General features: G+C 69.3%; 24 protein-coding genes, 1 other RNA gene and 1 pseudogene. 17 read left to right on the top strand and 9 right to left on the bottom strand.

The window, feature by feature from the left end; all coding sequences use genetic code 11:
• Positions 1-3 precede the first annotated feature (3 nt).
• The 9 genes from O7621_RS25880 to O7621_RS25840 all read left to right on the top strand — a co-directional run bounded on the left by O7621_RS25880 (position 4) and on the right by O7621_RS25840 (position 8,017).
• Entirely contained in the window at positions 4-570 is a 567-nt protein-coding gene (locus O7621_RS25880; protein ID WP_282231637.1) for a flavoprotein, read from the top strand.
• Between the two features lie 120 nt (positions 571-690).
• The gene (locus O7621_RS25875; RefSeq protein WP_282231636.1) at positions 691-1,653 is read left to right on the top strand and encodes a Nif3-like dinuclear metal center hexameric protein; all 963 of its coding nucleotides are present in this window, start codon (positions 691-693) and stop codon (positions 1,651-1,653) included.
• On the top strand, positions 1,650-2,390 hold the full coding sequence (locus O7621_RS25870) for a C4-type zinc ribbon domain-containing protein (protein ID WP_282231635.1): 741 nt from the start codon (positions 1,650-1,652) through the stop codon (positions 2,388-2,390). The genes O7621_RS25875 and O7621_RS25870 overlap by 4 nt, the downstream gene beginning before the upstream one ends.
• A gap of 8 nt (positions 2,391-2,398) precedes the next feature.
• The gene (locus O7621_RS25865) at positions 2,399-3,628 is read left to right on the top strand and encodes a bifunctional RNase H/acid phosphatase (RefSeq protein WP_282234733.1); all 1,230 of its coding nucleotides are present in this window, start codon (positions 2,399-2,401) and stop codon (positions 3,626-3,628) included.
• Positions 3,629-3,704: 76 nt separating this feature from the next.
• Entirely contained in the window at positions 3,705-4,466 is a 762-nt protein-coding gene (locus O7621_RS25860) for a sulfite exporter TauE/SafE family protein (protein ID WP_282231634.1), read from the top strand.
• Positions 4,467-4,687: 221 nt separating this feature from the next.
• A complete protein-coding gene (locus O7621_RS25855) occupies positions 4,688-5,302 on the top strand; it encodes a histidine phosphatase family protein (RefSeq protein ID WP_282231633.1) in 615 nt (204 codons plus the stop codon).
• Between the two features lie 173 nt (positions 5,303-5,475).
• Positions 5,476-5,893: RNase P RNA component class A (rnpB, locus tag O7621_RS25850), an RNA gene on the top strand.
• A gap of 99 nt (positions 5,894-5,992) precedes the next feature.
• The gene (locus O7621_RS25845) at positions 5,993-6,148 is read left to right on the top strand and encodes a hypothetical protein (RefSeq protein ID WP_282231632.1); all 156 of its coding nucleotides are present in this window, start codon (positions 5,993-5,995) and stop codon (positions 6,146-6,148) included.
• A 441-nt stretch (positions 6,149-6,589) separates the two neighbouring features.
• On the top strand, positions 6,590-8,017 hold the full coding sequence (locus O7621_RS25840; protein ID WP_282231631.1) for a cellulose binding domain-containing protein: 1,428 nt from the start codon (positions 6,590-6,592) through the stop codon (positions 8,015-8,017).
• A 241-nt stretch (positions 8,018-8,258) separates the two neighbouring features.
• On the opposite strand, the gene O7621_RS25835 is transcribed toward O7621_RS25840, so the two are convergent.
• Both O7621_RS25835 and O7621_RS25830 read right to left on the bottom strand, forming a co-directional pair.
• Positions 8,259-8,915, bottom strand: a complete 657-nt coding sequence (locus O7621_RS25835; RefSeq protein WP_282231630.1) for a dienelactone hydrolase family protein — start codon at positions 8,913-8,915, stop codon at positions 8,259-8,261.
• A 234-nt stretch (positions 8,916-9,149) separates the two neighbouring features.
• Complete coding sequence (locus O7621_RS25830; protein WP_282231629.1) at positions 9,150-9,593, bottom strand: DUF1801 domain-containing protein; 444 nt, start codon at positions 9,591-9,593, stop codon at positions 9,150-9,152.
• 163 nt (positions 9,594-9,756) lie between these two features.
• Between O7621_RS25830 and O7621_RS25825 the strand changes: the two genes are divergently transcribed.
• Both O7621_RS25825 and O7621_RS25820 read left to right on the top strand, forming a co-directional pair.
• Entirely contained in the window at positions 9,757-10,245 is a 489-nt protein-coding gene (locus tag O7621_RS25825; protein WP_348775264.1) for an NUDIX hydrolase, read from the top strand.
• 1,282 nt (positions 10,246-11,527) lie between these two features.
• Complete coding sequence (locus O7621_RS25820) at positions 11,528-11,851, top strand: hypothetical protein (RefSeq protein ID WP_282231628.1); 324 nt, start codon at positions 11,528-11,530, stop codon at positions 11,849-11,851.
• A 251-nt stretch (positions 11,852-12,102) separates the two neighbouring features.
• On the opposite strand, the gene O7621_RS25815 is transcribed toward O7621_RS25820, so the two are convergent.
• On the bottom strand, positions 12,103-12,303 hold the full coding sequence (locus O7621_RS25815) for a DUF397 domain-containing protein (protein ID WP_282231627.1): 201 nt from the start codon (positions 12,301-12,303) through the stop codon (positions 12,103-12,105).
• The gene (locus tag O7621_RS25810) at positions 12,300-13,181 is read right to left on the bottom strand and encodes a helix-turn-helix transcriptional regulator (protein WP_282231626.1); all 882 of its coding nucleotides are present in this window, start codon (positions 13,179-13,181) and stop codon (positions 12,300-12,302) included. Before O7621_RS25810 ends, O7621_RS25815 begins: the two co-directional genes overlap by 4 nt.
• A gap of 354 nt (positions 13,182-13,535) precedes the next feature.
• Between O7621_RS25810 and O7621_RS25805 the strand changes: the two genes are divergently transcribed.
• Complete coding sequence (locus O7621_RS25805) at positions 13,536-13,916, top strand: DivIVA domain-containing protein (protein WP_282231625.1); 381 nt, start codon at positions 13,536-13,538, stop codon at positions 13,914-13,916.
• A 296-nt stretch (positions 13,917-14,212) separates the two neighbouring features.
• On the opposite strand, the gene O7621_RS25800 is transcribed toward O7621_RS25805, so the two are convergent.
• The 4 genes from O7621_RS25800 to O7621_RS25785 form a co-directional block, all read right to left on the bottom strand.
• Positions 14,213-15,565, bottom strand: a complete 1,353-nt coding sequence (locus O7621_RS25800; RefSeq protein WP_282231624.1) for a cellulose binding domain-containing protein — start codon at positions 15,563-15,565, stop codon at positions 14,213-14,215.
• Between the two features lie 122 nt (positions 15,566-15,687).
• Positions 15,688-16,044, bottom strand: a complete 357-nt coding sequence (locus O7621_RS25795) for a hypothetical protein (protein WP_348775333.1) — start codon at positions 16,042-16,044, stop codon at positions 15,688-15,690.
• Positions 16,045-16,353: 309 nt separating this feature from the next.
• A complete protein-coding gene (locus tag O7621_RS25790) occupies positions 16,354-16,971 on the bottom strand; it encodes a DUF4232 domain-containing protein (protein WP_282231623.1) in 618 nt (205 codons plus the stop codon).
• 17 nt (positions 16,972-16,988) lie between these two features.
• The gene (locus O7621_RS25785; protein ID WP_282231622.1) at positions 16,989-17,843 is read right to left on the bottom strand and encodes a hypothetical protein; all 855 of its coding nucleotides are present in this window, start codon (positions 17,841-17,843) and stop codon (positions 16,989-16,991) included.
• Positions 17,844-18,376: 533 nt separating this feature from the next.
• Between O7621_RS25785 and O7621_RS25780 the strand changes: the two genes are divergently transcribed.
• Positions 18,377-18,895 (top strand): hypothetical protein, encoded by a 519-nt coding sequence (locus O7621_RS25780; RefSeq protein WP_282231621.1) that lies wholly within the window; start codon positions 18,377-18,379, stop codon positions 18,893-18,895.
• A 95-nt stretch (positions 18,896-18,990) separates the two neighbouring features.
• Here the strand turns inward: O7621_RS25780 and O7621_RS25775 are convergent.
• Positions 18,991-19,230 (bottom strand): annotated as a pseudogene (locus tag O7621_RS25775) (heavy metal translocating P-type ATPase); the annotation flags it as partial.
• Between the two features lie 385 nt (positions 19,231-19,615).
• Here O7621_RS25775 and O7621_RS25770 point away from each other — a divergent pair.
• The 4 genes from O7621_RS25770 to O7621_RS25755 all read left to right on the top strand — a co-directional run bounded on the left by O7621_RS25770 (position 19,616) and on the right by O7621_RS25755 (position 25,260).
• The gene (locus O7621_RS25770) at positions 19,616-22,000 is read left to right on the top strand and encodes a tetratricopeptide repeat protein (protein WP_282231620.1); all 2,385 of its coding nucleotides are present in this window, start codon (positions 19,616-19,618) and stop codon (positions 21,998-22,000) included.
• A 110-nt stretch (positions 22,001-22,110) separates the two neighbouring features.
• Positions 22,111-23,010 carry a sugar ABC transporter permease gene (locus O7621_RS25765; RefSeq protein ID WP_282231619.1) on the top strand — a complete coding sequence of 300 codons (900 nt, stop codon included), beginning with the start codon at positions 22,111-22,113 and terminating at the stop codon, positions 23,008-23,010.
• Positions 23,007-23,900, top strand: a complete 894-nt coding sequence (locus tag O7621_RS25760; protein ID WP_282231618.1) for a carbohydrate ABC transporter permease — start codon at positions 23,007-23,009, stop codon at positions 23,898-23,900. The genes O7621_RS25765 and O7621_RS25760 overlap by 4 nt, the downstream gene beginning before the upstream one ends.
• 25 nt (positions 23,901-23,925) lie before the next feature.
• Positions 23,926-25,260, top strand: coding sequence for a sugar ABC transporter substrate-binding protein (locus tag O7621_RS25755; protein WP_282231617.1), 1,335 nt, complete (start codon positions 23,926-23,928; stop codon positions 25,258-25,260).
• Positions 25,261-25,305: the final 45 nt, after the last annotated feature.

Below are 25,305 nucleotides of genomic sequence, written 5' to 3'. Positions count from 1 at the left end.
GGTGTGACCCCGGCCGGTGCCCGGATTCTCTACGTGATCGCTTGCGGCAGTCCAGCCTCCCGTCATGTCGGGAGGCTGGTCACGCTGGCCCGACAACGCGGCTGGTCGGTCTGCGTGGTGGTCACCCCGGATGGACGCAAGTTCGTCGACCTGCCGGCGCTGGCCGCACAGACCGGCCACCCGGTGCGGGTCGACTACAAGAACCCCGGCGACCCGGATGTGCTACCCCCCGCCGACGCGATGATCATCGCTCCGGCCACCGCCAACACGATCAACAAGTGGGCCGCCGGCATCACCGACACCCTCGCCCTCGGACTGGTCGTCGAAGCACAGGGCAAGGGCCTGCCGATCGTCACACTGCCGTTCACCAACACCGCGCTCGCCCGGCATCCGGCGTTCCAGGCAAGCGTTGCACGGCTGCGCGACTGGGGAGTTCGGGTGCTGCTCGGTGACGACGTGCTGCCGTTGCGGCCGCCCGGTGAGGGGGACCAGATCATCGAACGGATTCCCTGGCACCTCACACTCGAGGCCCTCGACGAGCAATTGCCCGCCGGCACCACCCACGGCTGACCGGGACGCCGCGGTGCCCGACGGGCGCGACACCCCACGACGCCGACGCCCCACGACGCCCTGGAGCCGCCGCGCCTGAACGTCCGGAGCGCGGCGGGCGGATGGGTAAGCTGGGCCGCCGTGGACACAACTGCAGCATCACCGGTACGGGTCGCCGACGTGACCGCCGCCGTCGAGCGGCGCTACCCGACGGCCTGGGCTGAGCAGTGGGACCGCGTCGGCCTGGTCCTCGGCGAGCCGGATGCCCCGGTACGGCACGTGCGGTGCGTCGTCGACTGCGTACCGGAAACCGTCGCCGAGGCGGTCGACGCCGGTGCCAACATGATCATTGCCCACCACCCGTTGCTGCTGCGTGGCGTCTCCTCGGTCGCCCCCACCACGTACAAGGGGCGGATCATCCACGACCTGATCCGGGCCGGCGTCGCGCTGTACGTCGCACACACCAACGCCGACGTGGCCCGACCCGGGGTCTCCGACGCACTCGCCGACCGGCTCGGCCTGACCGACCTGCGGCCCCTGGCACCGGCGGCACCCGGCAGCCCGGCCGCCGCCGTCGCCGGCCAGGGCGCCGGCCGGATCGGCACGCTGCGCCAGCCGCTCACCCTCGCCGCACTCACCCGGCACGCCGCGGAGGTGCTGCCGGCCACCGCCTGGGGGGTGCGGGCCGCCGGCGACCCGGGACGCCTCCTCACCACGGTGGCGGTCTGCGGCGGTGCCGGCGACGCCTACCTGGCCGCCGCAACCGCCGCAGGAGTCGACGCCTTCCTGACCGCCGACCTGCGCCACCACCCGGTCAGCGAACAGATCGCCAGCGGCGGCCCGGCGCTGCTCGACGCCGCCCACTGGGCCACCGAACGTCCCTGGCTGGACGATCTCGCCGCGTACCTCACCGGCGAACTCGGGGTCGACGCCACCGTCTCCGACCTCGACACCGACCCGTGGACGCTGCACACACCGTCCGCCGGCCGCCCGCGCGTGGCAACCAGCGCCACCCCCGCCCGCGCGGCACCCGCTGGCCCTACGCCTACGGCACCCACCCGTTCCACGCCCGTCGAATCCACCTATGAGGAGCCCCATCCGTGAAGGCAGACCCGCAAGCCCAGCGCCGCCTGCTCGACCTGCAGGCGATCGACACCGCGCTCGCCCAACTCGCCCACCGGCGACGGACCCTGCCCGAGCACGCTGAGCTGGACGCCCTGGCGCGGGAACTGTCGGCGTTGGAGGACGAGCGGGTCCGCGCCCAGGTCGCCGTCGACGACCTGGACCGCGACATCGCCCGACTGGAACGCGACGTCGACCAGGTCCGCGCCCGCAAGGACAAGGACCAGGCCCGGCTCACCGCCGGCTCCGGCCCGGCCCGGGAGTTGGAGGCACTGCAGCACGAACTCGCGTCACTGACCCGCCGGCAGACCGAGCTGGAGGACGCCGAACTGGAGCTGATGGAACAGCGGGAGACCGCCCAGGCCGCGCTCGACCAGGTCACCGGACGCATCGACAGCACCCGGCAACGGCGTGCGGAGGTCGAGCAGACCCGGGAACGGAACCTCGCCGAGATCGCCAGCGAGGAACAGTTCAAGACCTCCGCCCGCGCCCCGCTGGCCGGCGACCTCCCAGCCGACCTGGTCGCCCTCTACGACAAGATTCGGGAAAACTCGGGAGGGCTGGCCGCCGCGCTGATGCGCGCCGGCCGCTGCGGCGGCTGCCGACTCGAACTGTCCGCCACCGAACGGGGCCGGATCAAAGCGGCCGACCCGGCCGAGGTCCTCCGCTGCGAGGACTGCCGTCGAATCATGGTACGGACCGCCGAGTCGGGCCTGTGAGCGCCGCGATGAAGGTCGTCGTCGAAGCCGACGGGGGCGCCCGGGGCAACCCCGGACCCGCCGGGTACGGGGCGGTGGTGCTCGACGCCGACACCGGCACGGTGCTCGCCGAACGGGGCGAGGCGCTCGGCGTCGCCACCAACAATGTCGCCGAGTACCAGGGGCTGATCGCCGGGCTGCGGGCCGCCGCTGAGATCGGCGCCACCTCGGTCGACGTACGGATGGACTCGAAGCTGGTCGTCGAGCAGATGTGCGGCCGGTGGCAGATCAAGAACCCGGGGCTGCGGCCGCTCGCCGCGCAGGCCGCCACACTGGTCCGCGAGTTTGACTCGGTCAGGTTCAGCTGGATCCCCCGGGAGCAGAACAAGCGCGCCGACACCCTCGCCAACCAGGCGATGGACCAGGCCGCCGGCAAACCGGCCAGGGCCACCAAGGCTCCGCCGGCACCGGCCGCGTCGGCTGCGTCTGCGGCTCCGGTCGCTTCGGCTGCCGCTGCGGCCCCAGCGGCCTCCGTCGGGTCGGTCGTCGAGGTCCAGCCGTCGATGTTCGCCGTCGCCGGGGCCGGTGACGCGCCGGCCGCCTCCTGGGAGCCGCCGACCACCGCCACCGCCACCCGGCTCATCCTGGTCCGGCACGGCGAGACCGGGCTGAACAAGCAGAGCCGCTACTCCGGTCGCGGCGACGTACCGCTGTCCGAGCAGGGCGCGGCGCAGGCCACCGCCGCCGCCGCGCGGATCGCGGTGATCCGGGCCAAGGTCGACGTCATCGCCTGCTCACCGCTGTCGCGCTGCGTCGACACGGCACGGGCGATCGCCGCCGAGGTCGGCGACCCGCTGGTACGCCCCGAAGCCGACCTGATCGAGTGCGACTTCGGCGAATGGGAGGGTCGCACCTTCGCCGAGGTACGGGAACGCTGGCCGGCCGAGTTGACCGCCTGGCTCGCCTCCACTGAGCTGTCCCCGCCCGGCGGGGAGTCGTTTGCTCAGGTCGCCGGCCGGGTCCGTCGGGTGGTGCGGGAACTGCTCACCACGTACCAGGGAAAGACCGTCGTGGTGGTCTCGCACGTCTCCCCACTGAAGATCATGCTGCGGGACGCGCTCGGTGCCGGGGACGCGCTGCTGCACCGGCTCTACCTCGACCCGACCGGCATCTCGGTGATCGACACCTGGCCGGACGGCGGCGTGGCGGTGCGTACCGTCAACGACACCGCCCACCTCGCCGGCATCGCCACCCCCTGACGCCGGGGTCGCCGCTGCTGGCGTTGGCCTGGCCACCGCCTGACCCGGGCGGCCGGTGCGCCGCTAGCCTCGCAGGATGGATCTTCCCGCGCTCGCGTTGCTGGTCGGGGCCGGGCTGGCGGCCGGCACCGTCAACGCGGCGGCCGGCGGCGGCTCGTTGATCACCTTCCCGGCGCTGATCGCCGTCGGGCTGCCGCCGGTGTCGGCGAACGTCACCAACGCGATCGCGGTCTGCCCCGGCTACGTGGCCAGCACCGTCGGCAGCCGCGACGACCTGCCGCGCCGCCGCGGACTGTGGCGCCTCGTCCCGACCGCCGTCGCCGGGGCGGTCCTCGGCTGCGTCCTGCTGCTGATCACCCCGCCCCGGGCCTTCGAGCTGATCGTGCCGTTCCTGGTGATCAGCGCGGCGGCGGTGCTCGGCTTCCAGAACCAGCTGCGGCGTGTCGTCGGTGAACCCCGCGACCTGCCAGCCGGGCGCGAACAGATGTCACTGCAGGCGATGACCTTCTTCTGCGCCGCGTACGGCGGATACTTCGGTGCCGCGCTCGGGGTGATGCTGGTCGCCGGCCTGGCCTTGGTGCTCGACGAGGCGCTCAACGGCGTCGTCGCGCTGAAGAACCTGCTGTCGGCGGCGGTCGGGGTGACCACCGTCGCCGTGTTCGCCGTCTTCGGCCCGGTCGACTGGGTCGCGGCGGTGACGGTCGCCCCGGCCACCATCGTCGGCGGCTACGTCGGCGCGCGGGTGGTGCGCAAGCTGCCGCCGACCGTGCTGCGCTTCGGCATCGTCGCCTTCGGCGTCGGTATCGGCGTCCTGCTGCTGGCCCGCGCCCTGCGCTGACCCGCTCTCGGCGCGCTCACCGCCGGGTCTGCTCGTCCTGCCCGCGCTGACCGCTGAGCCTGCTTTCTCCTGCCCGCGCCGACCGCCACTCCGCCGGATCCGCGCTCGAGTTGAAGGCCAGATACCCTCTCTGCCGCCGGTAAGGTTGCTGACCTTCAACTCGTGCGCGAACTCCTGCGGCCCGGGCCCACTGACGGCGACGGGGCCGGGATGATGATCGGATGGCGCGGACGCTGCTGTACCTGGTCCGGCACGGCGAGCAGGACAGCGACGAGACCGGGTCCGACCCAGGCCTGTCGGAGCTCGGCCGGCGCCAAGCGCGCCGGCTCGGTCAGCGTCTGCGTGCTGTGCCGTTCCACGCCGTCCACCACGGTCCGGCGGCGCGGGCCGCGCAGACCGCCGAGGAGATCGCGGCTTTCCTACCGGGGGTCCCGGTGCACGAATGTCGGTTCGCCGCCGACGTGACGCCGGTGCCGGCTCCCGGGCGCGCCGACCAGGCGGTGCCGCAGCGGTACGCCGATTTCGTCGACGCGGTCCCGGAACAGGAGCGCGACCCCGGCGCGGTACGGGCACAGGCAGCGGTGAACCACTGGGGGCGGGTCGGCGACGTCGACCGGCACGAACTGGTGGTGACGCACAACTTCGTGATCGGCTGGGCGGTCCGGCATGCGCTGGACGCGCCGTACTGGCGGTGGCTCGGGCTGAACCAGTTCAACTGCGGCTTGACGATCGTGCAGTGGCGCAGCGACGCTCCGCCGACCCTGGTGAGCTTCAACGACATCGGCCACCTGCCGCCGGGCGAGCGCGGCCAGCCACCGGTGGAGTTGCTGACCTGAGCCGCCTGGCTGTTGCCTGGCTGCGGGCATAGGTCATGCGGTGGATTTAGAAGGATTTGGCCGGTATATCGACCATAATCCTTCTAGATCACTGTTCTGGGCTGGTCGTGGTGGCCTGCCGGGCCTGCGGGCGGGAATGATCGTGGGCTGCGTACGATTGATCCTCGGACGGACGAGTCGACCGGGCGGCCGCGTCAGCGGGGGACATGTCCCCTGTTGCCGAGGAACGTCCGGACTCCACAGGGCAGGGTGGTTGCTAACGGCAACCCGGGGCGACCCGCGGGACAGTGCCACAGAAAACAGACCGCCGGGCGGTGAAACGCCCGGTAAGGGTGAAACGGTGGGGTAAGAGCCCACCAGCATCCCGGGTGACCGGGATGGCTCGGTAAACCCCACCCGGAGCAAGGCCAAGAGGGCCGGTGTCGCGAGACGCCGACCTGCGCAGGCGTTCGAGGGCTGCCCGCCCGAGTCTGCGGGTAGGCCGCTGGAGCCTGCCGGCGACGGTAGGCCTAGATGGATGGCCGCCCCCGCTGCGCGACCGGGCAACCGGCGCGTACGGGACAGAATCCGGCGTACAGGTCGACTCGTCCGTCCCACTCAAGTTCGGCATAGATCGCACCATATGCGCTCCGCCGGCTGCGTCAACAGGGCGGGCGTTGGCGTTCGTGCCAGAGCCCTATCGTCGGTGGGGTGTCCGACATCCTGCAGATCGGCTCCCTCGCCGTCCCCGTTGGTGCCCTCGTCGTCTACGCGGTCGGGTTCGTCTTCCTCTACTGGGTCATTCGCCTTGCTGTCCGGCACGCCATCCGAGACGCCGACCGGCGTCGGTCAGGCGACCGGCAGTAGCTCCGAGAGGTGGATCGGTCGGCCGGGGCTGTTACCGAGTGGCTGGAACTGCTTGACGATCGACGTCGCCGCAGTTAATCTCCTTCATAGCTGAATATCTATGCGCCGTGTGATCTGTGCTTCGTTGAGGGCATCCGTCGGCCGGTGACCGGGCCGCCGTTCCGACGGTTCACGGCTGTGTGTTCAGCGCGAACGGAACGGTATGCGGCCCACCGCTTCCGGTTGGCTTTCGGTGCCACAGGGCCGGGATCGCCAGCGCATCCGAACGGCATGGGCATTGCCGACGGATCTGTGTACCTCGGGAACTGTGTTCATCTGAGTCAGACTTCGCTGACTTCTGGCCGCGTCCATCGCAGTAGAACCAGGAGGCACTTCGTGAAGAACGTTGGGACCAGCGTTTTCACAACACGCCGTCCACCAGGTATGACGACCGTGCTTGGTGTGGCTGTCACCCTCGCCGCTGTCGGGGCACTCGCCGTGTCCGGCATGTCGGCTGCCGCTGTTCAGGCCCCGGCCGACGAACCAGCGGCATCAGTGTTGGCAAGTTGCGATGACCGGCTGTTCGGCTGGGCGTCAGTGTCGGCGAACGGTGTCGCCACGACGACCGGCGGCGGCAACGCCACCCCGCAGACGGTGACATCGCTTAGCGACCTTCGGCAGTACGCCAACGACTCGACCCCACGCGTGCTACGGATATCCGGCACGATCAGCACTGGGTCGTCGGCCGTGGAGGTCGGCAGCAACAAGACCCTGATCGGCGCAGACTCCAACGCGACGATCCGTGGTGGCATCAACATCAACGGCGGTAGCAACATCATCATCCGCAACTTGAACGTGCAGGGCGGCGGCCAGGGCAGCAGCCCGGCCGACACGATCGCCGCGCGTAACGCCCACCACCTATGGTTCGACCACCTGAACCTGTGGGACGCCAGCGACGGGTTGCTGGACCTCACCCGAGGCGTCGACTACATAACGGTGTCCTGGGTCAAGTTCTGGTACACCAACAGTTCCCACTCGCACAGGCTGGCCAGCCTGGTGGGTGGAGGCTCGACCCACGGCGACACCGACAGCGGAAAGCTGAACGCCACCTACCACCACAACTGGTTCGCTGATCTGGTTGACCAGCGTGGACCACGAATGCTGTTCGGCAAAGGCCACGTCTACAACAGCTACTACAATTCCCCCGGGAACGCGTACGCCATCGGCACCGGATCGTACGCCTCCGTCCTCGTGGAGAACAACTACTTCAAGGACATACGGGACCCGCACCGGTTCCAGGACTCGAACCCCACGTACATCACCGCGCGGGGAAACGTCTACGACAACACCAGCGGTCGGCGTGACACAGGTGCCCAGGGTAGTGGCGTCACTCCGTTCACGAACCCGCCGTACAGCTATTCGCTCGACGCGGCAAACGACGTCCCCGGCATTGTCACCGCCTGCGCGGGCCCGAGACTGTCCGGGACGCCGCTGCCGCCCACCACAGCGCCGCCCACCACGGCACCGCCGACGACGGCGCCGCCCACCACGCCACCACCGACGACCGCGCCACCAACCACCGCGCCACCAACCACAGGTGCCTGCAGCGCCTCTTACCAGACCGTCAGCTCGTGGCCCGGTGGCTTCCAGGGCGAGGTGGTCGTACGAGCAGGAAGCACAGCGATCAACGGCTGGACCGTCCGCTGGACCCTCGGCAGCGGGCAGACCATCAGTCAGCTATGGAACGGTAGCCTCAGCACCAGCGGTTCCAGCGTCACGGTACGTAATGTGGACTACAACGGCACGCTGCCGGCCGGTGGCACCGCGACCTTCGGGTTCCTCGGCTCCGGCTCACCGTCTTCGCCGTCGCTGACCTGTTCCAGCCCGTGAGATGCCGCTGGGCCAGGTGCCTTCGGCCCATGCCTCTGCCCGAGGCCCTGGCCCAGCAGCGCTCCGCCGGTCACGGACCGTTCGTCCGCGTCGCGTCAGGAGCCGTACGGGGCAGCAGGTGATCGAGTGCCGCGTTCGCGCAGGTACGCCGGACCCGCCGTCTCGAGGACGGCAACCGGGTCTGCTGAGCCCGAGTCGATCCGGACGGGTGCCAGCTTCGATCAGTGCTGGTCAGTGCTGGTCAGTGCGGCAGGAGGTGCCGGGTGAAGAACCGTACCGTGCTGTCCAGCTCGTGTTCCGGGAGCCGGTCGGCGTGCCGGCCCGGGTTGGCGTGCAGCGTCTTCTCGGTCGAGCCGAACGCGTCGAACAGGGCCAGGCTCTGCTCCCGGGGCACCCGTTCGTCGTCCCACTGGATCAGGAACTCGACCGGCACGGTGACGCGAGCCGCAGCTTCCAGCGTGGATGAGGCGGCGGCACCGCCGAGACCGAGGACCGCCGCCCGCACTCGCGGTTCGGTGGCGACGAACGGTACGCCGAGCCCGCAGCCCAGCGAGACTCCCCAGTAGCCGACCGGCCCGGCGTCGAGGTGGTCGAGGACGGCCTGCCACTCGGAAACGGTCTGCTCGGCGACCAGGGCGTGGAAGTCGGCGAGCAGCGCGGCCAGGTCGCTGCCGGAGCTGGCAGCGGTCTGGATCTCGGTGGCGATGCGCTGGTAGCGCTCGTCGGTCGGACGGTCGCCGTGGTTCGGAGCGTCCATGCAGACGGCGGCGAAGCCGCTGGACACGAAACGGTGGGCGCGGTGCAGGACGCCGGGAGCGGTCTTGTGCTGGCCGCCGCCGTGGCCGATGACGATCACCGGCGGTCGGTCGGATCCGCTGCTGGCTGAGGTCCAGAGCACAGCGGGTACGCCGTCGACGGCGAAGTGTTTTCCTGGATGTTGTGCATGCGCGGTACGCGCCTTTCGAGAGCCCTGTGCGGGCGCTCCCTAGACCATGCGGGGGAGGGAGTCCCGACCTGTCACAGCGTTGATCGGACTCACCTCCTCGGGCAGCAGTCATGCACGGCGCAGCGATCGTACCGCAATCCACCCCGTCACCGGCGCTCCGCTTTCGGCCGAAGGCGTACCTGCACGTCAGCTCACGGCCTTTCTGACAAGGGTGGCGATGGTCTCTGCGGCCTGCTCGCTGAGCTGGGCGACGGCGAAGGACGTCGGCCACAGGCCGCTGTCGTCGGCGAGGTTGGCGGCAGCGGTGCAGCCAAAGGTGGAGTAGGGCTCCTTGTCCGCGTGTCCGCTACGGAAGAAGCACACGACCTTGCCCTTCCTCGCGTACGCCGGCTGGCCGTACCAGAGCTTCGGGGACAGGTCGGGGGCGTTGGTGGTGACGATGGCGTGGATGCGTTCGGCCAGTGCGCGGTCCGACGGTTCCATCTGGACGATCTTCGACAGCACGTCGAGCTCCTCGGCGGCTGCCTTGCTGCCACGACCGCGGGTCGTCTCCTTCTTGAGTTCTGCGGCGCGTTCCTTCATGGCGGCGCGCTCGCCCTCGGAGAAACCGTCAGTGCCTGCCTTGCCCATCGTGTCGCTCCTTGTCGTTGTCGGGTGTGACCGAGGGTCACGCTAGCCGTGCTGCAGCGGCTGGTGCTTCTCGATTCCTGATCGGTACGGGCGGCCCGGCGCCATGAGCCCTGCCGGGCGGAAGCCGCCGTCAGCTGGACATTGAGGCGGTTAACCTCCGGTGGTGAGCTCCCCGCCGGACGATTACACAGCGACGTTGCCGCGCAAGCGGATGGGTGCGGCCGTGCTGCTGCGCGACCGTGACGGTCGGATCCTGCTCGTCGAGCCGACGTACAAGGACTACTGGGAGCTGCCAGGTGGGGTGGTGGAGGCCGACGAGTCGCCGTACCAGGCGGCGGTCCGTGAGCTGGCCGAAGAATTCGGCCTGACGGTCGCTCCCGGCCGGCTGCTGGTGGTCGACTGGGTGCCGCCTCGCACCGGCCGCACCGAAGGGGTCATGTTCGTGTACGACGGCGGTGTCCTGGACGCATCGCAGACCGACGCGATCCGGCTTCCGCTGCAGGAGTTGCGCAGCTGGGCGTGGTCGACCTTGCCGCAGGCGCAACAGCGGCTCTCGTCGCTGCTGGCTCGGCGGGCCGCCGCCGCTCTCGAAGCGGCGACGGACAGCGGGACTGTCTACCTTGAGGGCGGGAATCAGGTCGGGGGACCGTAGGGCGCGCGGAGCAACGTCGCGCAGCCCGATCGGTAGAGGCTGTCATGGACTACTCCTCACGGCGCAATCCGACACTCCGCAGGAGGTCCGCTACAGTCCTCGGCCACAGAGCCTCATCCGCGACCTGCTCGCCCCCGACACGCGGAACGCTCTGCCGGGCATCAGGGAAATCGCCACTCACGTCGGTGTGGTTCCCTGATAGGGCGGCGTCAGAGAGGCGATGGCCGCCACCGAGGGCCGAGCATTCCGACCCTCACGAACGATTTGTTGCTGAGGACATCGCTGTCATGCTGTCATGAAGGTGTCAGGAAACTTGCTCAAGTTTTGCCATTCGCTTGTATTAATTAGACCCTTACCATCTGGGGTAAGGAATATCCTTCGTCAAGATTGAGGTGTGATGCGTAGGTTAAGTGTAGTTTCTGCTTTTACAATCATGTCGTTGCTCACCTTTTTGGTTGCGCCAGCGCATGGCCAAGAGTTGAATCCTAGGGATCAATTTAGTCAGGAGATTAAGAATGATCAGTGCGCTGTCTCTGAGGATTTCAGAGAGGGGGCTTGGTTTTGCCCTTCTCCGGTTAGCTCTAGAGCGTTGAGGATGAAAGCGGAAGCTGGCAATGGTCTATCTGTTGCCAATGGGGTTTGTGCTGCGATTGGGTGCTGGTATATTGGTACCGCCACATATGCGTACTTTGTTGGAAGTGGATCATATGGGTATGGTGGAACGAAGCTCGGTGACACGGACTTCTATATCGAAGACCATTTGATAGGGGGCGGAAATACGCGATCAAGGCCGTTCAGATTCGAATCGACCCGCGCGGTTTACCGCGTTCTCGCAGAAGGTGAACGACTGTACTTCAGTTCGGCCCAGCCTCAGGGTGCTCCAGTAAGTGGAGGTACGTATAATCAGTGGGGATGGTCTGGACCGTATGCTGCGAATCAACTTGTCCAGTGCTTTGGTTCAGCTGGGTATACCGCGTATGAAGCTACTGTTGCCCATGGCGGTATTGTTCATCAGTACAACTGGTCCGATACACAGTACCCCGGCCGATACTACCTGTGGGTCAAAAGCCCTAAGTTCCATCGCCAGAGCAATGGTAACTATCGGTTCGACAGCACTCCGCAGATGGGGTTGAATTGGTATGCATCTGGCTGGAGTAGTTGATACGCTTGTCGTTGCTTCGGTCGTCATTGATCTGAATAATCGCGGCGTCCGTAATATCTACTCCGAGTGAAGGTGTCCAAGTGGCTTGACTTCTCGGTATATGTGTGAGATACCTGGTGCGTGGAGAAGAAGGTGCGAAGAGCGTTCGCTGACTATCTGCCGGAAGACCTGCGGGGGGTTGAGATTGATTCGGCGCTACCAGTTGGGCGACCACGTATTGGTCATGGAATCGTCTACGTCTATCCGCCGCAGCCGGGTAGCAAAGAAGTGGCCTGGCACGCAATGTGGTCGGATCAGTTTCTCGATCCTGACGGGACCGGCAACATCGTAGGGCAGTTGGCAATCGAAGGCGACAGGTTAGTGGTTATTGAATGGGCTCAATCACAACCGGCTGCCCAGAAGTTGGTCTTTTCGGTTGAAGATGGAGAATGGGTAGATTTGTAGAAACAGATTTTGCTGGGTCGCCACATATCGAGCCAGAATGTGGGGATTAGCGAGGTGGTCGAGCATGGCCTCCCAGCCGGATTTCGCTCGGTCTCCGGTGCCGGCCGGAGTATCGATGGGGCGGTACGGGTCCGAGATGTCCGGCGGCGAGCCGGGGCACACTGCGGCGTACAGGGCAGTGGCCATGGCTGGCGTTGGCGTGACCGCGCCGGATACCTGGCGCGGTCACGCATCCGCAACTCGGGCTGGTCTCACTCGCCCCGCAGCGACGTGGTGAAGGACGCCCAAGCGGTGGGGGAGAATGCGAGCACGGGGCCGGAACGGTCCTTGCTGTCCCGTACCGCGATGGCGGCTGCCAAGTTGTCGGCGACCTCAACGCAGTTCCCGTTGCCGCCGGAGCGGCTGCTCGTGCGCCACTCGGCCTTCTCCAGTTGCCAGTTCTTCATCGTCATCTTCCCTTCTCGTCCATGCGGTCGATGGACTTCTTGATCATCCTGACCGACCCTGCTGGGTCGACCGCTGCTGCGCGGAGGTACTCGAACAGCGAGCTGTAGCTGGCGATCTCAGACGGACTCTCCAGGAACATCGCGTTGACCCGGTTCTCGATGTAGACGAGCTCCGGATCATACGGGTCGGGAAAGTCCATCAGGGCGAACGCGCCGTGCATGCCAGCGTGGGCACCAACCTCGTACGGCAGCACCTGGAGGGTGATGTGGGGTTGCTTGGTCATGTCGGCGAGGTGGCGTAGCTGGCCGCGCATCACGTCGACCCCGCCGACCTGGCGATGGATCACGCCTTCGTCGATGATCGCCCAGAGCTTCAGCGGCGTGTCCTTGGTGATCGACTCCTGGCGTTTCATCCGAGCCTCGACGCGATGCGCCACGTCGGATTCGCTGCACTCGGGCAGCACTCCTGCGGTGACGGCTCGGGCGTACTCCTCGGTCTGCAGCAGGCCTGGCACGAACAGCGGCTCGTAGTTGCGGACGCTGCGGGCCTCGGCCTCGAAGCTGATGTAGGCGCTGTACTCGTCCGACAGGACTTCCTCGTACGCCTGGAGCCAGCCCAGCTGGTTCGAGTCCTTGAGCAGGTCCAGCAGCTCTGTGCGCTGTTGCCCGTCGCTGATGCCGTAGAGGTCGAGCAGGGCGAGGACGGTCCGCTTCTGCGGTCGCACCTTGCCGGTTTCGATCCGCCACAGGGTTGCGCTGTTCATGTGGGTCTTCTCGGCGGCGTCTTCGCGGGTGAGCCCTGCGTCGCTGCGCATCCCGCGCAGCTGGTATGCCAGGCGGCGCAGGCGAACAGTCGGCAGGTGCTTGCGCGCGGCCACGTCCATGCTCCCCTCACTCCCTCTCAGTGTGCGGGTCCCGCGTCGGCAGGACAACATCAGGGCATCCTCAAGACTCTCGAAAGCAAGTCTTGCATACGCGACCCGTGCTGAGGCAGTATGACACCCGGTAGTCGCATCATGGAATGTCGATCTACTGACCTGCGGCCGGTGCTCTGGAACCTGAGCAGGTTGTAGGGACGCACATCCCCACCCACCTGGGCACCGGCCGGCGTCGCGGCAAGGCGGCCGGCCGGCGCCCCGACCGAAGAGGGGGTAGGTCCTCGTGGAAGTCGGTGCGCTGGTCGGCGCGGTCCTGCTGGGATTCCTGGCTGGACTGTTCGCCTTCAAGGTGAAAGTCAGATGGTGTCCCTGGTGCGGCCGGACGACCTGGCCCGGACCGCCGCCACCGGAGGGAGAAGCACTGTGACCAGGTCATTCGGCCGGCACCGGCCGCCGGTGGTCAGCGTCAACGGCGAGACGTACGAGGGGGACGCCGCGCCGGTCCCGCTGACCGCCGAGCAGGTGGCCCGGGTGCGCTTCCGTACCCGCTGGCGGGGCCTCGACCCACGGCACGTCGCGGCGTACGTCGCCCAGGTCGCCGCCGAGCTACGCCGCCGCGACCAGAGCATCGCCCAACTCGTCGACGAGTTGTCGCTGCTCAAGCAGGCGCTGCGGGACTGGCAGAGCGATCAGGCCCGGCTGCCGTACGTCGGTGAACTCGACATCGACCCCGGCACCTGAGCCGGGTGACGTGCTGGCGATCGGGCCGCCGCCAGCGTCCAGTTCGCTGGTGACCGGGGCTTCCGGTTCCGGGTCACCGCCGTCGACAAACGCTGGACCTACGCCGACTGGGTGTGGCTCACCGGCTACGTGCTCGACCGCGACGGCACAGCCGTCGACCGACGGGAGATCTTCGTGCAGCGGGACGGGCTGCGCCTACTCTACCGGCGGAAGCGGTGAGCGCCGGTCCGGGGCGACGACGGCCAGTTGTTGTCGTCGCCCCGGACCGTTCAGTCGCCCTGGACCGTTCAGTGGGATCAGGGACTGGTGCAGGTCACTGTGGACGGCGTCGACGGCGATCCGGAGCCGAGGAAGCCGAAGGTCGCGGTGCCGGCGGCCGGCAGCGAGCCGTTGTACGACACGTTGCGTACCGTCACGGCGGAGCCGCTGGTGCTCAGCGTGCCGTTCCATATCTGGGTGATGCTCTGGCCGCTGCCGAGACTCCACCCGACGGTCCAGCCGTTGATCGCCGAGCTGCCGGCCCGGACGGTCACCTCACCCTGGAAACCACCCGGCCACGACCCGATGGTCTGGTAGGTGGCAGTGCAGGCACCCGACGGCGGGGCCGTCGTGGGTGGTGCAGTCGTCGGGGGAGCGGTGGTCGGTGGCGCCGTCGTCGGTGGCGCGGTCGTCGGCGGTGCGGTGGTGGGGGACGGGGACGGCAGGCCCGGCGGGACGAGCGGGCAGGTGTTGCGGTACTGCAGCACCCCGGAGGAGTCCATCAGTGGGCAGAGGAACTGGGTGTACCGCAGGTCGTTGTCGAGGAAGATCTTGACCCAGGGGATCATCGTGCGCATCAGCAGCGTGTTCGGCCGGGTCGGGAAGCTGTGGTCCAGCCCGGCGGCCTCGATGTACGCACCTTCGGTCGTCGACGGCAGCCCGTTGTAGAGGTTGCTGACCGACGACGGGGTGGTGACCGTGTCGTATTGTCCGGAGTAGAGCAACGCCGGAACCTGCATGTTGGTCAGGTTCTGCGACGGGGAGAACGGCGTGAAGCCGACCGCGGCCTTCAGTGCTGGCCGCCGCAGCGCCGCGCTGAACGCGCCGCCGCCGCCCATCGAGTGACCCGCGACGGCGAGCCGGTTCGGGTCGACCCGGCTGCGCACCGAGCTCTGCCCGGTGAGGTAGTCCAGCGCGGCCAGCAGTTGGGTGCCCCGGGCGGTGTCGAAGTCGTTGCGGTCGTTGGTCTCGATGCCGATGACGACGAAGCCCTGCGAGGCGAGCCGGGGCCCCATCCAGGCGAGTTCGACGGAGAACAGCGCGGTGTAGCCGGGGGAGATGGCGATCGCGCCGAAGGTGCCCTGGCTGGTGTCGGTCGGGTAGTAGATCATGCCGCCGTTGAAGCCGTACCCGGGCGGGACGCTGACCTGCGCGGTGGCGAACGGTCCGTTGGGTGCGGCGACGCTCGCGGGGGTCGGGTCCGGACCCCGCTGGTACGGGTTGTCCGCCGCGACCGCCGCCGGACCGGCTGCCACGATCCCGACGGCTAGCCCGAGGGTGGCCGCTGCTGCTGCGGCGAGCAGTGTGTACGGACGTCGGCGGGCCAGCCGTCGGCCGGTGGGTACCCGGCCGTCGGTAGGCGGCGGATGGGCGGTGCCTGATCTGGACATCGGATGTCTCCTTGACCGTGTGGCGTCATCTCAACGATGAATATCGATGTGAGCGGTCACATTACCCACCACGTGAGCTGGTCATCAATCGTCGATCGGCCCAGGTCCAATTCCGACATTTGTCAGAACGAGGTCTCGCCGTCCAGAATCTGGCACAGAAATTTTTCGTCAGACATCCAGTTGCTCGCGGCCAGGGTGCCGAGCAGCCGCAGTGCCTCGGCGCTGCGACTGCTCGGCTCGGCGCGGTACCCGATCGGCTGCTGACCACGGGCTCCACGCACATCGAACGCGTGGTACGTCAATGTCAACTCACCGACCACGCTGTGCCGGAACGACTTCGCCTCATGGGTCTTGCCCCGCACGTCGTAGCGCTGCCACAGCCGGCGGAACTCCGCGTTGCCCGCGCCCATCTCCTCGACCGGGTCGTGGGCCCGCCGGTCGTGCGGGTCGTGACCGAGGGCGAGGCGCAGGTTCGCCAGGATGCCTCGGCGGAGCGAGCCAGTCGACGAAGAAGGTCCTGCCGGCCCCGTCCAGGAACGTCATCCGCCAAGCTGTCCGGCTCGGTGTAGTCGGCGTAGAACGCGTCGGCCGGATGGTCGCGGGCGTCGGTGTCCGGGTCGAGCGCCCTGGCAACGGCGTCCAGCACTGGCGCCGACGGGTGACGCTCCCGGCCCTGCTCCAGCCGGGCGGCTGGTCGACGTCGACATCGACGAACTACGCCGTACGGTGACCGCCTCCCGCGACGCGATCCGCCGGAGGGTTGCCGGGTAGCGGCGACCTGAACTCGGTCACCAGGCGACGACGCCCTGGGTGGACGGCTGGATCGAGCCGATCTGCACGTCGGCGACCGGCAACTCGCCGACTGCCTCTTCGCCGTCCAGACCGACGGTCCGGGCGACCACCGTCGTGCTGTCCCCGGGCGCGCCGACCCGGACCGTGGTCGCCACCGCGCAGTCGGTCGACGCCGGGTCGCAGGTGGCCCACTTGACGCCGGCGAACGCGGACTCACCCGGGTCCAGGTCGGTGGCGACCGGCGGCCCCGGCTGCTCCACCTGTCGCTGCGCCACGTCGACCGGGCTGCGGTCGGCGCGCTCGAAGGCCAGCGTCACCCAACCGTCGAGCTGACACGGTGCCGCTGAGTCGTTGGTCAGCGTCAGCATCGCCACCCCGGCCTTCTGGAAGATCACGTCGACAGCCAGGTCGGTACTGGCGCAGGCCGCCGTGCCGCCGTCATCCGGAGCGTCGGATCCGGCACCGGACGGGTCCGCTCCGACGGTCGGCGCCGCGCTGGCGGTCGGCGCCGTGTCGGTGGTCGGCTCCGCGTCGGGTGCGGCGTCGCCGCAGGCGGCGAGGGTCAGTGCGGCGGGGATCAGACAGGCCACAGCGGCGGTACGGGCAACACGCATGGAGGGCTCATTCCTGCTCACATGTCCGGGTAGCACCACGATGCCAGATGTGCCAGGTCCTTCGCTCCGCCGGTGGACACCCGCTCCGGCGCGGGCCGACCGTCGACAGGCGCAGCGATGTCGCGGGCGATCCGGCGTACCCCGGTGGTGGCGTCCAACCGCGACGTCCACATCTGCCAGCGGTCCGACCCACGGCCGCGTAGCCGCCGGTCGACGGTCCCGTCCACTTCGGCGGCGGTCGGCTGGGCGGTGAACCCTCCGTCGAGGAACTCGACCAGGCCGTAGCGGCACCCGCCCCGGTCGTCTACCCGATGGCAGTACGCCAGCACCCAGGCGTCCTCGCGGCAGCGTACGGCGTACAGGTCGCCGGCGCGGGCCTCACCGCGCAGCGCCACCGGCAGCGGCGCCGACCGGGCACCACGCCGCGCTGACACCGGCTTCGCCGACGCTGAGGTCGGTGCCGGCGGCCGGTCAGCTGGCCGGGGGAGGTGTCCGAACAGTCGCCGCACCAGCGACTCGGTCACCCCGTCGGCGGCCCGCCAGAACGACAGCGGCGCGTCCACCTCGACCCGGCTGCTCGGCCGCCGATCCCGCTCACGGGCCGTGGTGAACGCGGTCAGCATCCCCGGATGGTCCGCCGCCTGCAAAACCCCGACGAAGGCAAGATCCTCCAACAGCGACCGGTACGCCCACTTGTCGGCTCCGGGTAGCAGCCCGGCGGCCCGGAGCGCCTGCACCGCCCCGCCGGCCCGGGTGGTCGGCGGCAGCGACCGGATCACGTCGAGGATCTCGTGCAGCACCCACACGTCGTACGGCTGCGGTGCCGGCAGCGGCGGGGCCGCCGACTCCAGGGCGAGCAGGTAGCCGCACACGTCGACGGTACGCGGTGCACGTGTTGCCCGGCGTCGTCGACGTGGCTGTTCGCGGCGGCGTACACCCTGCCCAGAAACCCGATGATCTCGCCTTGGTCCACGCGCCCCGAGGCTACCGCCGCCCCGCCACCGATCGATCGCCGACGCTGGTGCAAAAGTGCACCGCCTTCAGGTGGGCTGCAGGACACCCACCCCTGGAGGCACCCCTGTGAACCGCGCTACGTCCATGTCCCACCACCCTTCAACGGGGCTACGTCATGGTCAGACGGGGCCGCCACCCCAAAAAGGAGATCGCCGATGCGCTGCGCAACGCTGAGCAGGCCGGTCTGCGCGTCACCGAGGTGCACCGTGGCCATCGGTGGGGCGAGGTGAGGTGCGGTGTCTGTCAGGACAGCCGGGGCGTGTGGGCGACACCCCGTGACCCTGCCACGCACGCCAAGCAGATCGACCGCTTCGCCGCAGGTCACCATGGCTGCAGCGCGTAGATTGGGTCGGTATGGCGGGGCCGGTCGGCCCGGATGTGGAGTACGACGATGACCATGCATACCTTCACCCTCGTGCTCGATCGAAGTCCGACAGACGACGAGGTCGATGCCCTGTTCGTCGCCGGATGTGACGACGCGGCCTTCGGCGTCGAGGGCGGACTCCCCGTCGCGGAGTTCGACCGGCAGGCGGACACCATCGCGGACGCGATCGCGACAGCGGTTCGAGCCGTCGAGTCGGTCGGCCTCACCGCGCTGCGGCTGATCGACCAGGACGTGGTGACGCTGGCGGACATCGCGCAGCGGGTTGGCCAGAGCCGGGAGTCGATCCGTCGGTACGTCACCGGTGAGCGTGGCCCCGGCGGTTTCCCGCCGCCAGTCAATCCGGCCCGCGACCGCGCGCTGTTCTACCGGTGGAGCGAGGTCGCCCCCTGGGTCAGCCGGCACCTCGGAATCAGTGTGCCGCAGGTCGACCCGTCGCTCGTCGTGGCCAACCTGGTGCTGCAGGCTCGGCAACACCGTGGCCAGGTGCCGCACATGGCGGCGCTGGCGGATCTGTTGGCGGCCTGAACCAGGGTCATTGCCGACCTGGGTCACGGCGTGCCGGGTGACGACGTGGCGGGTCGGCGGCGGCCGGGGCGCAGCGCGCGCAGCGTCGGGGCGGTCAACCGCAGGCCCCGGTCGCCGGCGGCCCGGACCACCGCGCCGGCCAGTACGTGCGGGAAGAGCTGTTCCACCGAGGCGGCCAGCCGTAGCAGCTCGGTCGGGTCGGCTCCGTCGCCGGTGACCACGTCGGCGGTCTCCGGCCGACCTGTGGTCAACGTCCCGGTCTTGTCGACCAGCAGGGTACGGGCGTGGCCGAGCTGCTCCAGCACACCGCCGTCGCGGACCAGCACGCTGCGACGACCAGCGCGGCGTCCGGCGTCCGGCGGTCGGCTCGTCGTCCACCAGGCCAGTCTGCCGGCCGGCGGGCCTGGCGGTGGGCGGTACGCCGGGAACGAACACGCGGGTGACCGGGGCCCCGTCCGGTCACCCGCCGCCTGACCGTAGTAAGCCGTCGCTACCCGCGAACCCGCGTGGACCAGTACATCGGCCGGCATCCTCTCTGTCCGGTGTGCATCCGTACACGTTCAGGGTGCGTTGTCGACCGGGGGCAGGAGGGTGATCACGATCATCTCCGTACATCGGCGTACATCGACTAGCATCCGCTGCGGAGCGGGTCGTCGCACGGCGGGTCGCCACAGTGCTGGCTGACCAGTGAGGGTCGTGAGAGTCGCGATGGTGCATAGAGTGGACACGCGGCCGCCCGACCGGCTGGTACGCGACGCCGCCGGGGTACGGACAGTGGACGACCTCGCCGCGTTGCTGAGGGCGTTGCGGCGGCGGCACGCCCGCCGCGAGGGCCAGCGGGTGCTGTCCTACCGGGTGCTGGCCACCCGCGCCGGCTGGTCGCACACGGCGGTGGCGGAGTATCTCACCGGGAAGACGCTGCCGCCGACGGACCGGTTCGACGTGCTGGTCGGGTTGCTCGGTGCCAGTCCGATCGAGCGGGGGGTGCTGGCCAGCGCCCGGGACCGGGTCGACGAGCGCCGTCGCGTCACCGTGCCGGCGGAGCCGGCGGTCGACCCGGTGGTCCGGGTGGTGCCCCGGCAGCTACCGCCCGCGCTGGGTCACTTCAGCGGCCGCCGTACCGAGATGGCTCAGCTTGACCGGCTTGCGCCGGACACCGGGCCGGCGCGGCGGACCGCCCCGGCCGGTACGGTCCGGATCGTGGCGGTCAGCGGCACCGCCGGGGTCGGCAAGACGACCCTCGTCGTGCAGTGGGCGCACCAGGTCGCCGACCGGTTCCCCGACGGGCAGCTCTACCTGAACCTGCGTGGGTTCGACCCGGACGGGGCGGTGACCGAGCCGGCGACCGCCCTGCGGCTGCTGCTCGACGCGCTCGGCGTACCGCCGGCCCAGGCGCCGACCGATCTGGACGCTCAGGCCGCGTTGTACCGCACCACCTTGGCCGATCGTCGGCTGCTGATCGTGCTGGACAACGCCCGTGACAGTGCTCACGTACGGCTGCTGCTGCCCAGCTCGCCGCAGTGCCTGGTCGTGGTGACCAGCCGGAACCAGCTCACCGGCCTGGTCGCCGCGCACGGTGCCCAGCCGTTGTCCCTCGACCTGCTGCATCCGGTGGACGGGGCGGAGCTGTTGCGGCGGCGGATAGGACAGCAGCGGTGCGCCGCCGAACCGGCGGCGGTGGACGAGATCGTCGCCCGGTGCGCCGGCCTGCCGTTGGCGTTGGCGGTGGTTGCGGCGCGTGCCGTCATCGCGTCGCAGATCCCGTTGGTGGCACTCGCCACCGAGTTGCGGGCCGCCCAGCATCGCCTTGACGCGTTGGCGCCGGACGACCCGCAGCTCGGGGTACGTGCCGTCTTCTCCTGGTCCTACCAGGCGCTGAGCCCTTCGGCCGCGCAGTTGTTCCGGCTGCTCGGCGTCCATCCCGGTCCGACCGTGTCGGCCCCGGTGGCCGCGAGTCTCGCCGGTCTGCCGGTGGCGCGGGTGCGACTGCTGCTTGCCGAGCTGGTCCGGGCGAACCTGCTCAACGCGTACCCCGGTGGACGTCACGGTCTGCACGATCTGCTGCGGGTCTACGCCGCAGAGCGGGCCCGGCAGCTGGAAACCGGGTCGGCGCTCGACGCCGCCCTGCGGCGGCTGGTCGACCACTATGTCCACAGTGCCTATCATGCCGACCGAACCCTGCAGCCGAACCCCGCTCCGCCGGTGCCCGGTCCGGCCCGCCCCGGCGTCGTCGCCGAGTACCCGGCGGACAGCGAAGCGGCCCTGAACTGGTTCACCATCGAGCAGACCAACCTGGATGCGGTCTTCGACGCGGCTGTCGTCGCCGGGCTGGGGGCCGAGGCGCTGCACCTGACTCAGGTGGCGTACACCTATCTGGACCGGGGTGGGCACTGGTCGGCGCTGACCGTCATGCAGCGGTCCGCGTTGCAGTTGGCTCGGCGGGTCGGCGACATCGCCGCGGAGGCGGTGGCGAATCGCAACCTGGCCCGCGCGTACCTGCGGACCAACCGGCACGCCGAGGCGCATCATCACCTTGAAGCTGCCTTGGAGCTGGAGCAGAGCCGGGGGGATCTCGCCCGGCAGGGGCTCACCCACCTGCACCTGTCGTTGCTGCGGGAGCGCCAGGACCGGCACCGCGACGCGTTGGCGCACGGGCGGACGGCGTACGAGTTCTACGCGGCGGCCGGCGACCGGCGGGGGGAGGGCAAGGCCCTCAACGTGGTCGGCTGGCAGCACGCCCAGCTCGGCGAGTTCGCCGAGACGCTGGACTGGTGCGGTCGGGCGTTGCGCCTGCTGCGGGAGTTCGGGGACGGACCCGGGCAGGCGACCACCTGGCACAGCCTGGGGTACGCGTACCAGCATCTCGGTGACCCGGACGAGGCCGCTGTCTGCTACCAGGAGGCGCTGGAGCTGTTCCGTCGGCTCGGTGACCGGCATCTGGAGGCGCTGGTGCTGAGCAGCCTGGGTGAGGTCGGGCACGACACCGGGGACCTGGCGGCGGCCGAGGCGTGCTGGGGTGCGGCGGTGCGCATCCTGGACAGTCTGCGGCATCCGGACGCCGAACCGGTCCGCGCCCAGCTGAACGGGTTGACCGGCCGGGGTTGACGCGGGGCCGGGGCGGTGCAAACATCGGACCCCGATGTTTGCGCAAACATCACGTGGCTGTGGTCGATGTTTGCGCAAACAACGCCTCCGGCTACCAAAGGTTGGGCGTGATGACCATTCCTCAGGCGCGACCCCGCAGGCTGCCGCGCCGGCGCTCGCTGGCCGGCTGGCAGTTCGTCGCGCCGTTCATGCTGGTCTTCGCGCTCGTCTTCATCGCGCCGATCGGCTACGCGATCCACCTCAGCCTCTACCGGCGGCAACTGATCGGCGGCAACTCCTTCGTCGGGCTGGACAACTACCAGCGGGCGCTGACGGACCCGCAGTTCTGGTCGGCGCTCGGCCGGGTGGCCGTCTTTCTCGCCGTCCAGGTGCCGATCATGCTCTTCCTCGCGCTGCTGGTGGCGCTGGCCGTCGACAGCGGCCGGTTGTACGGCAGGAGCTTCTTCCGGGTCGCGGTCTTCCTGCCGTACGCCGTACCGGCCGTCGTCGCCACGTTGATGTGGGGCTTCATGTACGGCACCCGGTTCGGGCTGGTCGGCAACATCAACGACGCGCTCGGCGTGACGCTGCCCGACCCGCTGCACCCCGACCTGGTGCTGCTGTCCATCGGCAACATCGTCACCTGGGAGTTCGTCGGTTACAACATGGTCATCTTCTATTCGGCGCTGCGTGTGGTGCCGACGGCGCTGTACGAGGCGGCCGAGGTCGACGGCGCCGGTCAGCTGCGGGTCATCCGCGCCATCAAACTGCCGGCCATCCGGGGCGCACTGGTCGTCGCCACCATCTTCTCCATCATCGGCAGCTTCCAGCTGTTCAACGAACCGAGCATCCTGCAGCACCTGGCACCCAACGCGATCACCACCTACTTCACCCCCAACCTGTACGCGTACTCGCTGTCGTTCTCCGGGCAGCAGTACAACTACTCGGCAACTGTCGCCATCGTGATGGGTCTGGTGACCATGGCGATCGCGTACCTTGTCCAGCTGCGCGGCATCCGGGAGGGGCAGTGACGCCCGGCCCCGCCCGGGTGCGGCGGCCCGCCCCCACCCGGGAGCGCAGACCCGGACGTAGCCTGACCCTGACCGCGCTGACCGGGATCGTCCTCGTCTACAGCCTCGTCCCGCTCATCTGGCTGCTGGTCAACGCCACCAAGTCGCAACAGGGCCTGTTCTCGTCGTTCGGTCTGTGGCTAGCCGACGACCTCGCACTGTGGGACAACGTCGTCGAGACGTTGCGCTACGACGACGGGATCTTCCTCCGCTGGCTGGGCAACACCCTGCTGTACGTGGTCGCCGGGGCCGGCGGCGCCACCCTGCTCGCCACCCTCGGCGGGTACGGCCTGGCCAAGTTCGACTTCGTCGGCCGACGGGCGGTCTTCGCGATCGTCATCGGCGCGGTCGCCGTGCCCGGCACCGCACTGGCCGTGCCGACCTTTCTGATGTTCAGCCGTCTCGGGCTGACCAACACGCCATGGGCGGTGATCATGCCGTCGCTGATCACACCGTTCGGGCTCTATCTGATGTGGGTCTTCGCCGCCGAGGCGATCCCCGACGAGCTGCTGGAGGCGGCGCGCTGTGACGGGGCGAGTGAGATGCGCACCCTGTTCCAGATCTGCCTGCCGCTGCTGGCTCCCGGCATCGTCACGGTGCTGCTGTTCAGCATGGTCGCCACCTGGAACAACTACTTCCTGCCGCTGATCATGCTGAAGGACCCGGACTGGTACCCGCTGACCCTCGGCCTGGACGCCTGGAACGCCCAGGCCGCCACCGCCGGCGGTCAGCCGGTGTTCCACCTGGTCATCACCGGGTCGCTGCTGACCATCCTGCCGCTGTTGGCGGCCTTTCTGCTCCTGCAGCGCTACTGGCAGTCGGGGCTGGCCGCCGGCGGCGTCAAGGAGTGACCACCCATCACCGAAGGGACACCCCATGAACGGCACCACTGTGCGGGCGGTCGCGGTCGCCGCGGCGGTCACCCTGGCGCTGGCCGGTTGCGGCTCCGGCGACGACCCGACCGGCTCCGCCGGTGACGAGCAGGTCTCCGCCGCCGACGTGCAGGCCGCCCTGGAGGCCGGCGGCGAGTTGACCGTCTGGGCCTGGGAGCCGACCCTCGCCGAGGTCGTCACCGACTTCCAGACCGCCTACCCGAAGGTGACCGTGGAGCTGGTCAACGCCGGCACCGGCGACGACCAGTACACCGCCCTGCAGAACGCGATCGCCGCCGGCGACGGGCTGCCCGACGTCGCCCAGATCGAGTACTACGCGCTGCCGCAGTTCGCCCTCGCCGGGTCGGTCACCGACCTCACCGGCTACGGGGCCGGCGACCTGGCCGACACCTTCACCCCCGGACCCTGGTCGTCGGTGACCACCGGCGGCGGCGTCCACGGCCTGCCGATGGACTCCGGCCCGATGGCGCTGTTCTACAACCAGGAGGTGTTCGACGAGCACGGCATCGACGTGCCGGCCACCTGGGACGAGTACGTCGACGCCGCCCGTGAACTGCACCGGGCCGACCCGCAGGTGTACATCACCAACGACGTCGGCGACGCCGGCTTCACCACCAGCCTGATCTGGCAGTCCGGCGGTCAGCCGTTCCAGGTCGACGGCACCGAGGTGCGCATCGACTTCACCGACGACGGGTCGACCCGGTTCGCCGACACCTGGCAGCAGCTGATCAGTGAGGACCTGCTCGCCCCGGTCAGCTCGTGGAGCGACCAGTGGTACCAGGGGCTGGCTGACGGGACCATCGCCAGCCTCGCCACCGGCGCCTGGATGCCGGCCAACCTGATCTCCGGCGTCGCCGACGGTGCCGGCAAGTGGCGGGTCGCCCCACTGCCGCAGTGGGACGCCGGTGGCACCGCCAGCGCCGAGAACGGCGGCAGCTCACTGGCCGTCCCGTCGGCTGCGGCGAACAAGGCCCTCGCGTACGGCTTCATCGAGTACGCCAACGCCGGCGACGGGGTGCAGATCCGGGTCGACGGCGGTGCCTTCCCGGCCACCACCGCGCAGCTGCAGTCGCCGGAGTTCCTCGGCGCCGAGTTCGCGTACTTCGGCGGGCAGCAGGCCAACGAAATCTTCGCCGAGTCGGCCGGCAACGTTGTCGACGGCTGGTCCTACCTGCCGTTCCAGGTGTACGCCAACAGCGTGTTCAACGACACCGTCGGGCAGGCGTACGTGTCGGACAGCCCGCTGACCGAGGCGCTCGACGCCTGGCGGGACACCTGCGTCAGCTACGGCACCGACCAGGGCTTCACCGTCAGCTGACCCGGCGCGGCCCGGCACCGCCGCGATGGCCGGTGCCGGGCCCGC

The organism is Solwaraspora sp. WMMD937 (assembly GCF_029581175.1).
In the GTDB taxonomy this organism is placed as follows: domain Bacteria; phylum Actinomycetota; class Actinomycetes; order Mycobacteriales; family Micromonosporaceae; genus Micromonospora_E.
Note: the sequence above shows the minus strand (reverse complement) of the source record. Positions and strands in the feature narration are given on the sequence as shown.

Bases quoted from the DNA above. Each gene is read 5' to 3' on its own strand.
- O7621_RS25865 (WP_282234733.1), top strand. From the start codon at position 2,399: ATGAAGGTCGTCGTCGAAGCCGACGGGGGCGCCCGGGGCAACCCCGGA.
- O7621_RS25860 (WP_282231634.1), top strand. From the start codon at position 3,705: ATGGATCTTCCCGCGCTCGCGTTGCTGGTCGGGGCCGGGCTGGCGGCC.
- O7621_RS25855 (WP_282231633.1), top strand. From the start codon at position 4,688: ATGGCGCGGACGCTGCTGTACCTGGTCCGGCACGGCGAGCAGGACAGC.
- O7621_RS25830 (WP_282231629.1), bottom strand. From the start codon at position 9,593: ATGGGCAAGGCAGGCACTGACGGTTTCTCCGAGGGCGAGCGCGCCGCC.
- O7621_RS25815 (WP_282231627.1), bottom strand. From the start codon at position 12,303: ATGACGATGAAGAACTGGCAACTGGAGAAGGCCGAGTGGCGCACGAGC.
- O7621_RS25810 (WP_282231626.1), bottom strand. From the start codon at position 13,181: ATGGACGTGGCCGCGCGCAAGCACCTGCCGACTGTTCGCCTGCGCCGC.
- O7621_RS25805 (WP_282231625.1), top strand. From the start codon at position 13,536: ATGGTGTCCCTGGTGCGGCCGGACGACCTGGCCCGGACCGCCGCCACC.
- O7621_RS25800 (WP_282231624.1), bottom strand. From the start codon at position 15,565: ATGTCCAGATCAGGCACCGCCCATCCGCCGCCTACCGACGGCCGGGTA.
- O7621_RS25790 (WP_282231623.1), bottom strand. From the start codon at position 16,971: ATGCGTGTTGCCCGTACCGCCGCTGTGGCCTGTCTGATCCCCGCCGCA.
- O7621_RS25780 (WP_282231621.1), top strand. From the start codon at position 18,377: ATGACCATGCATACCTTCACCCTCGTGCTCGATCGAAGTCCGACAGAC.
- O7621_RS25765 (WP_282231619.1), top strand. From the start codon at position 22,111: ATGACCATTCCTCAGGCGCGACCCCGCAGGCTGCCGCGCCGGCGCTCG.
- O7621_RS25755 (WP_282231617.1), top strand. From the start codon at position 23,926: ATGAACGGCACCACTGTGCGGGCGGTCGCGGTCGCCGCGGCGGTCACC.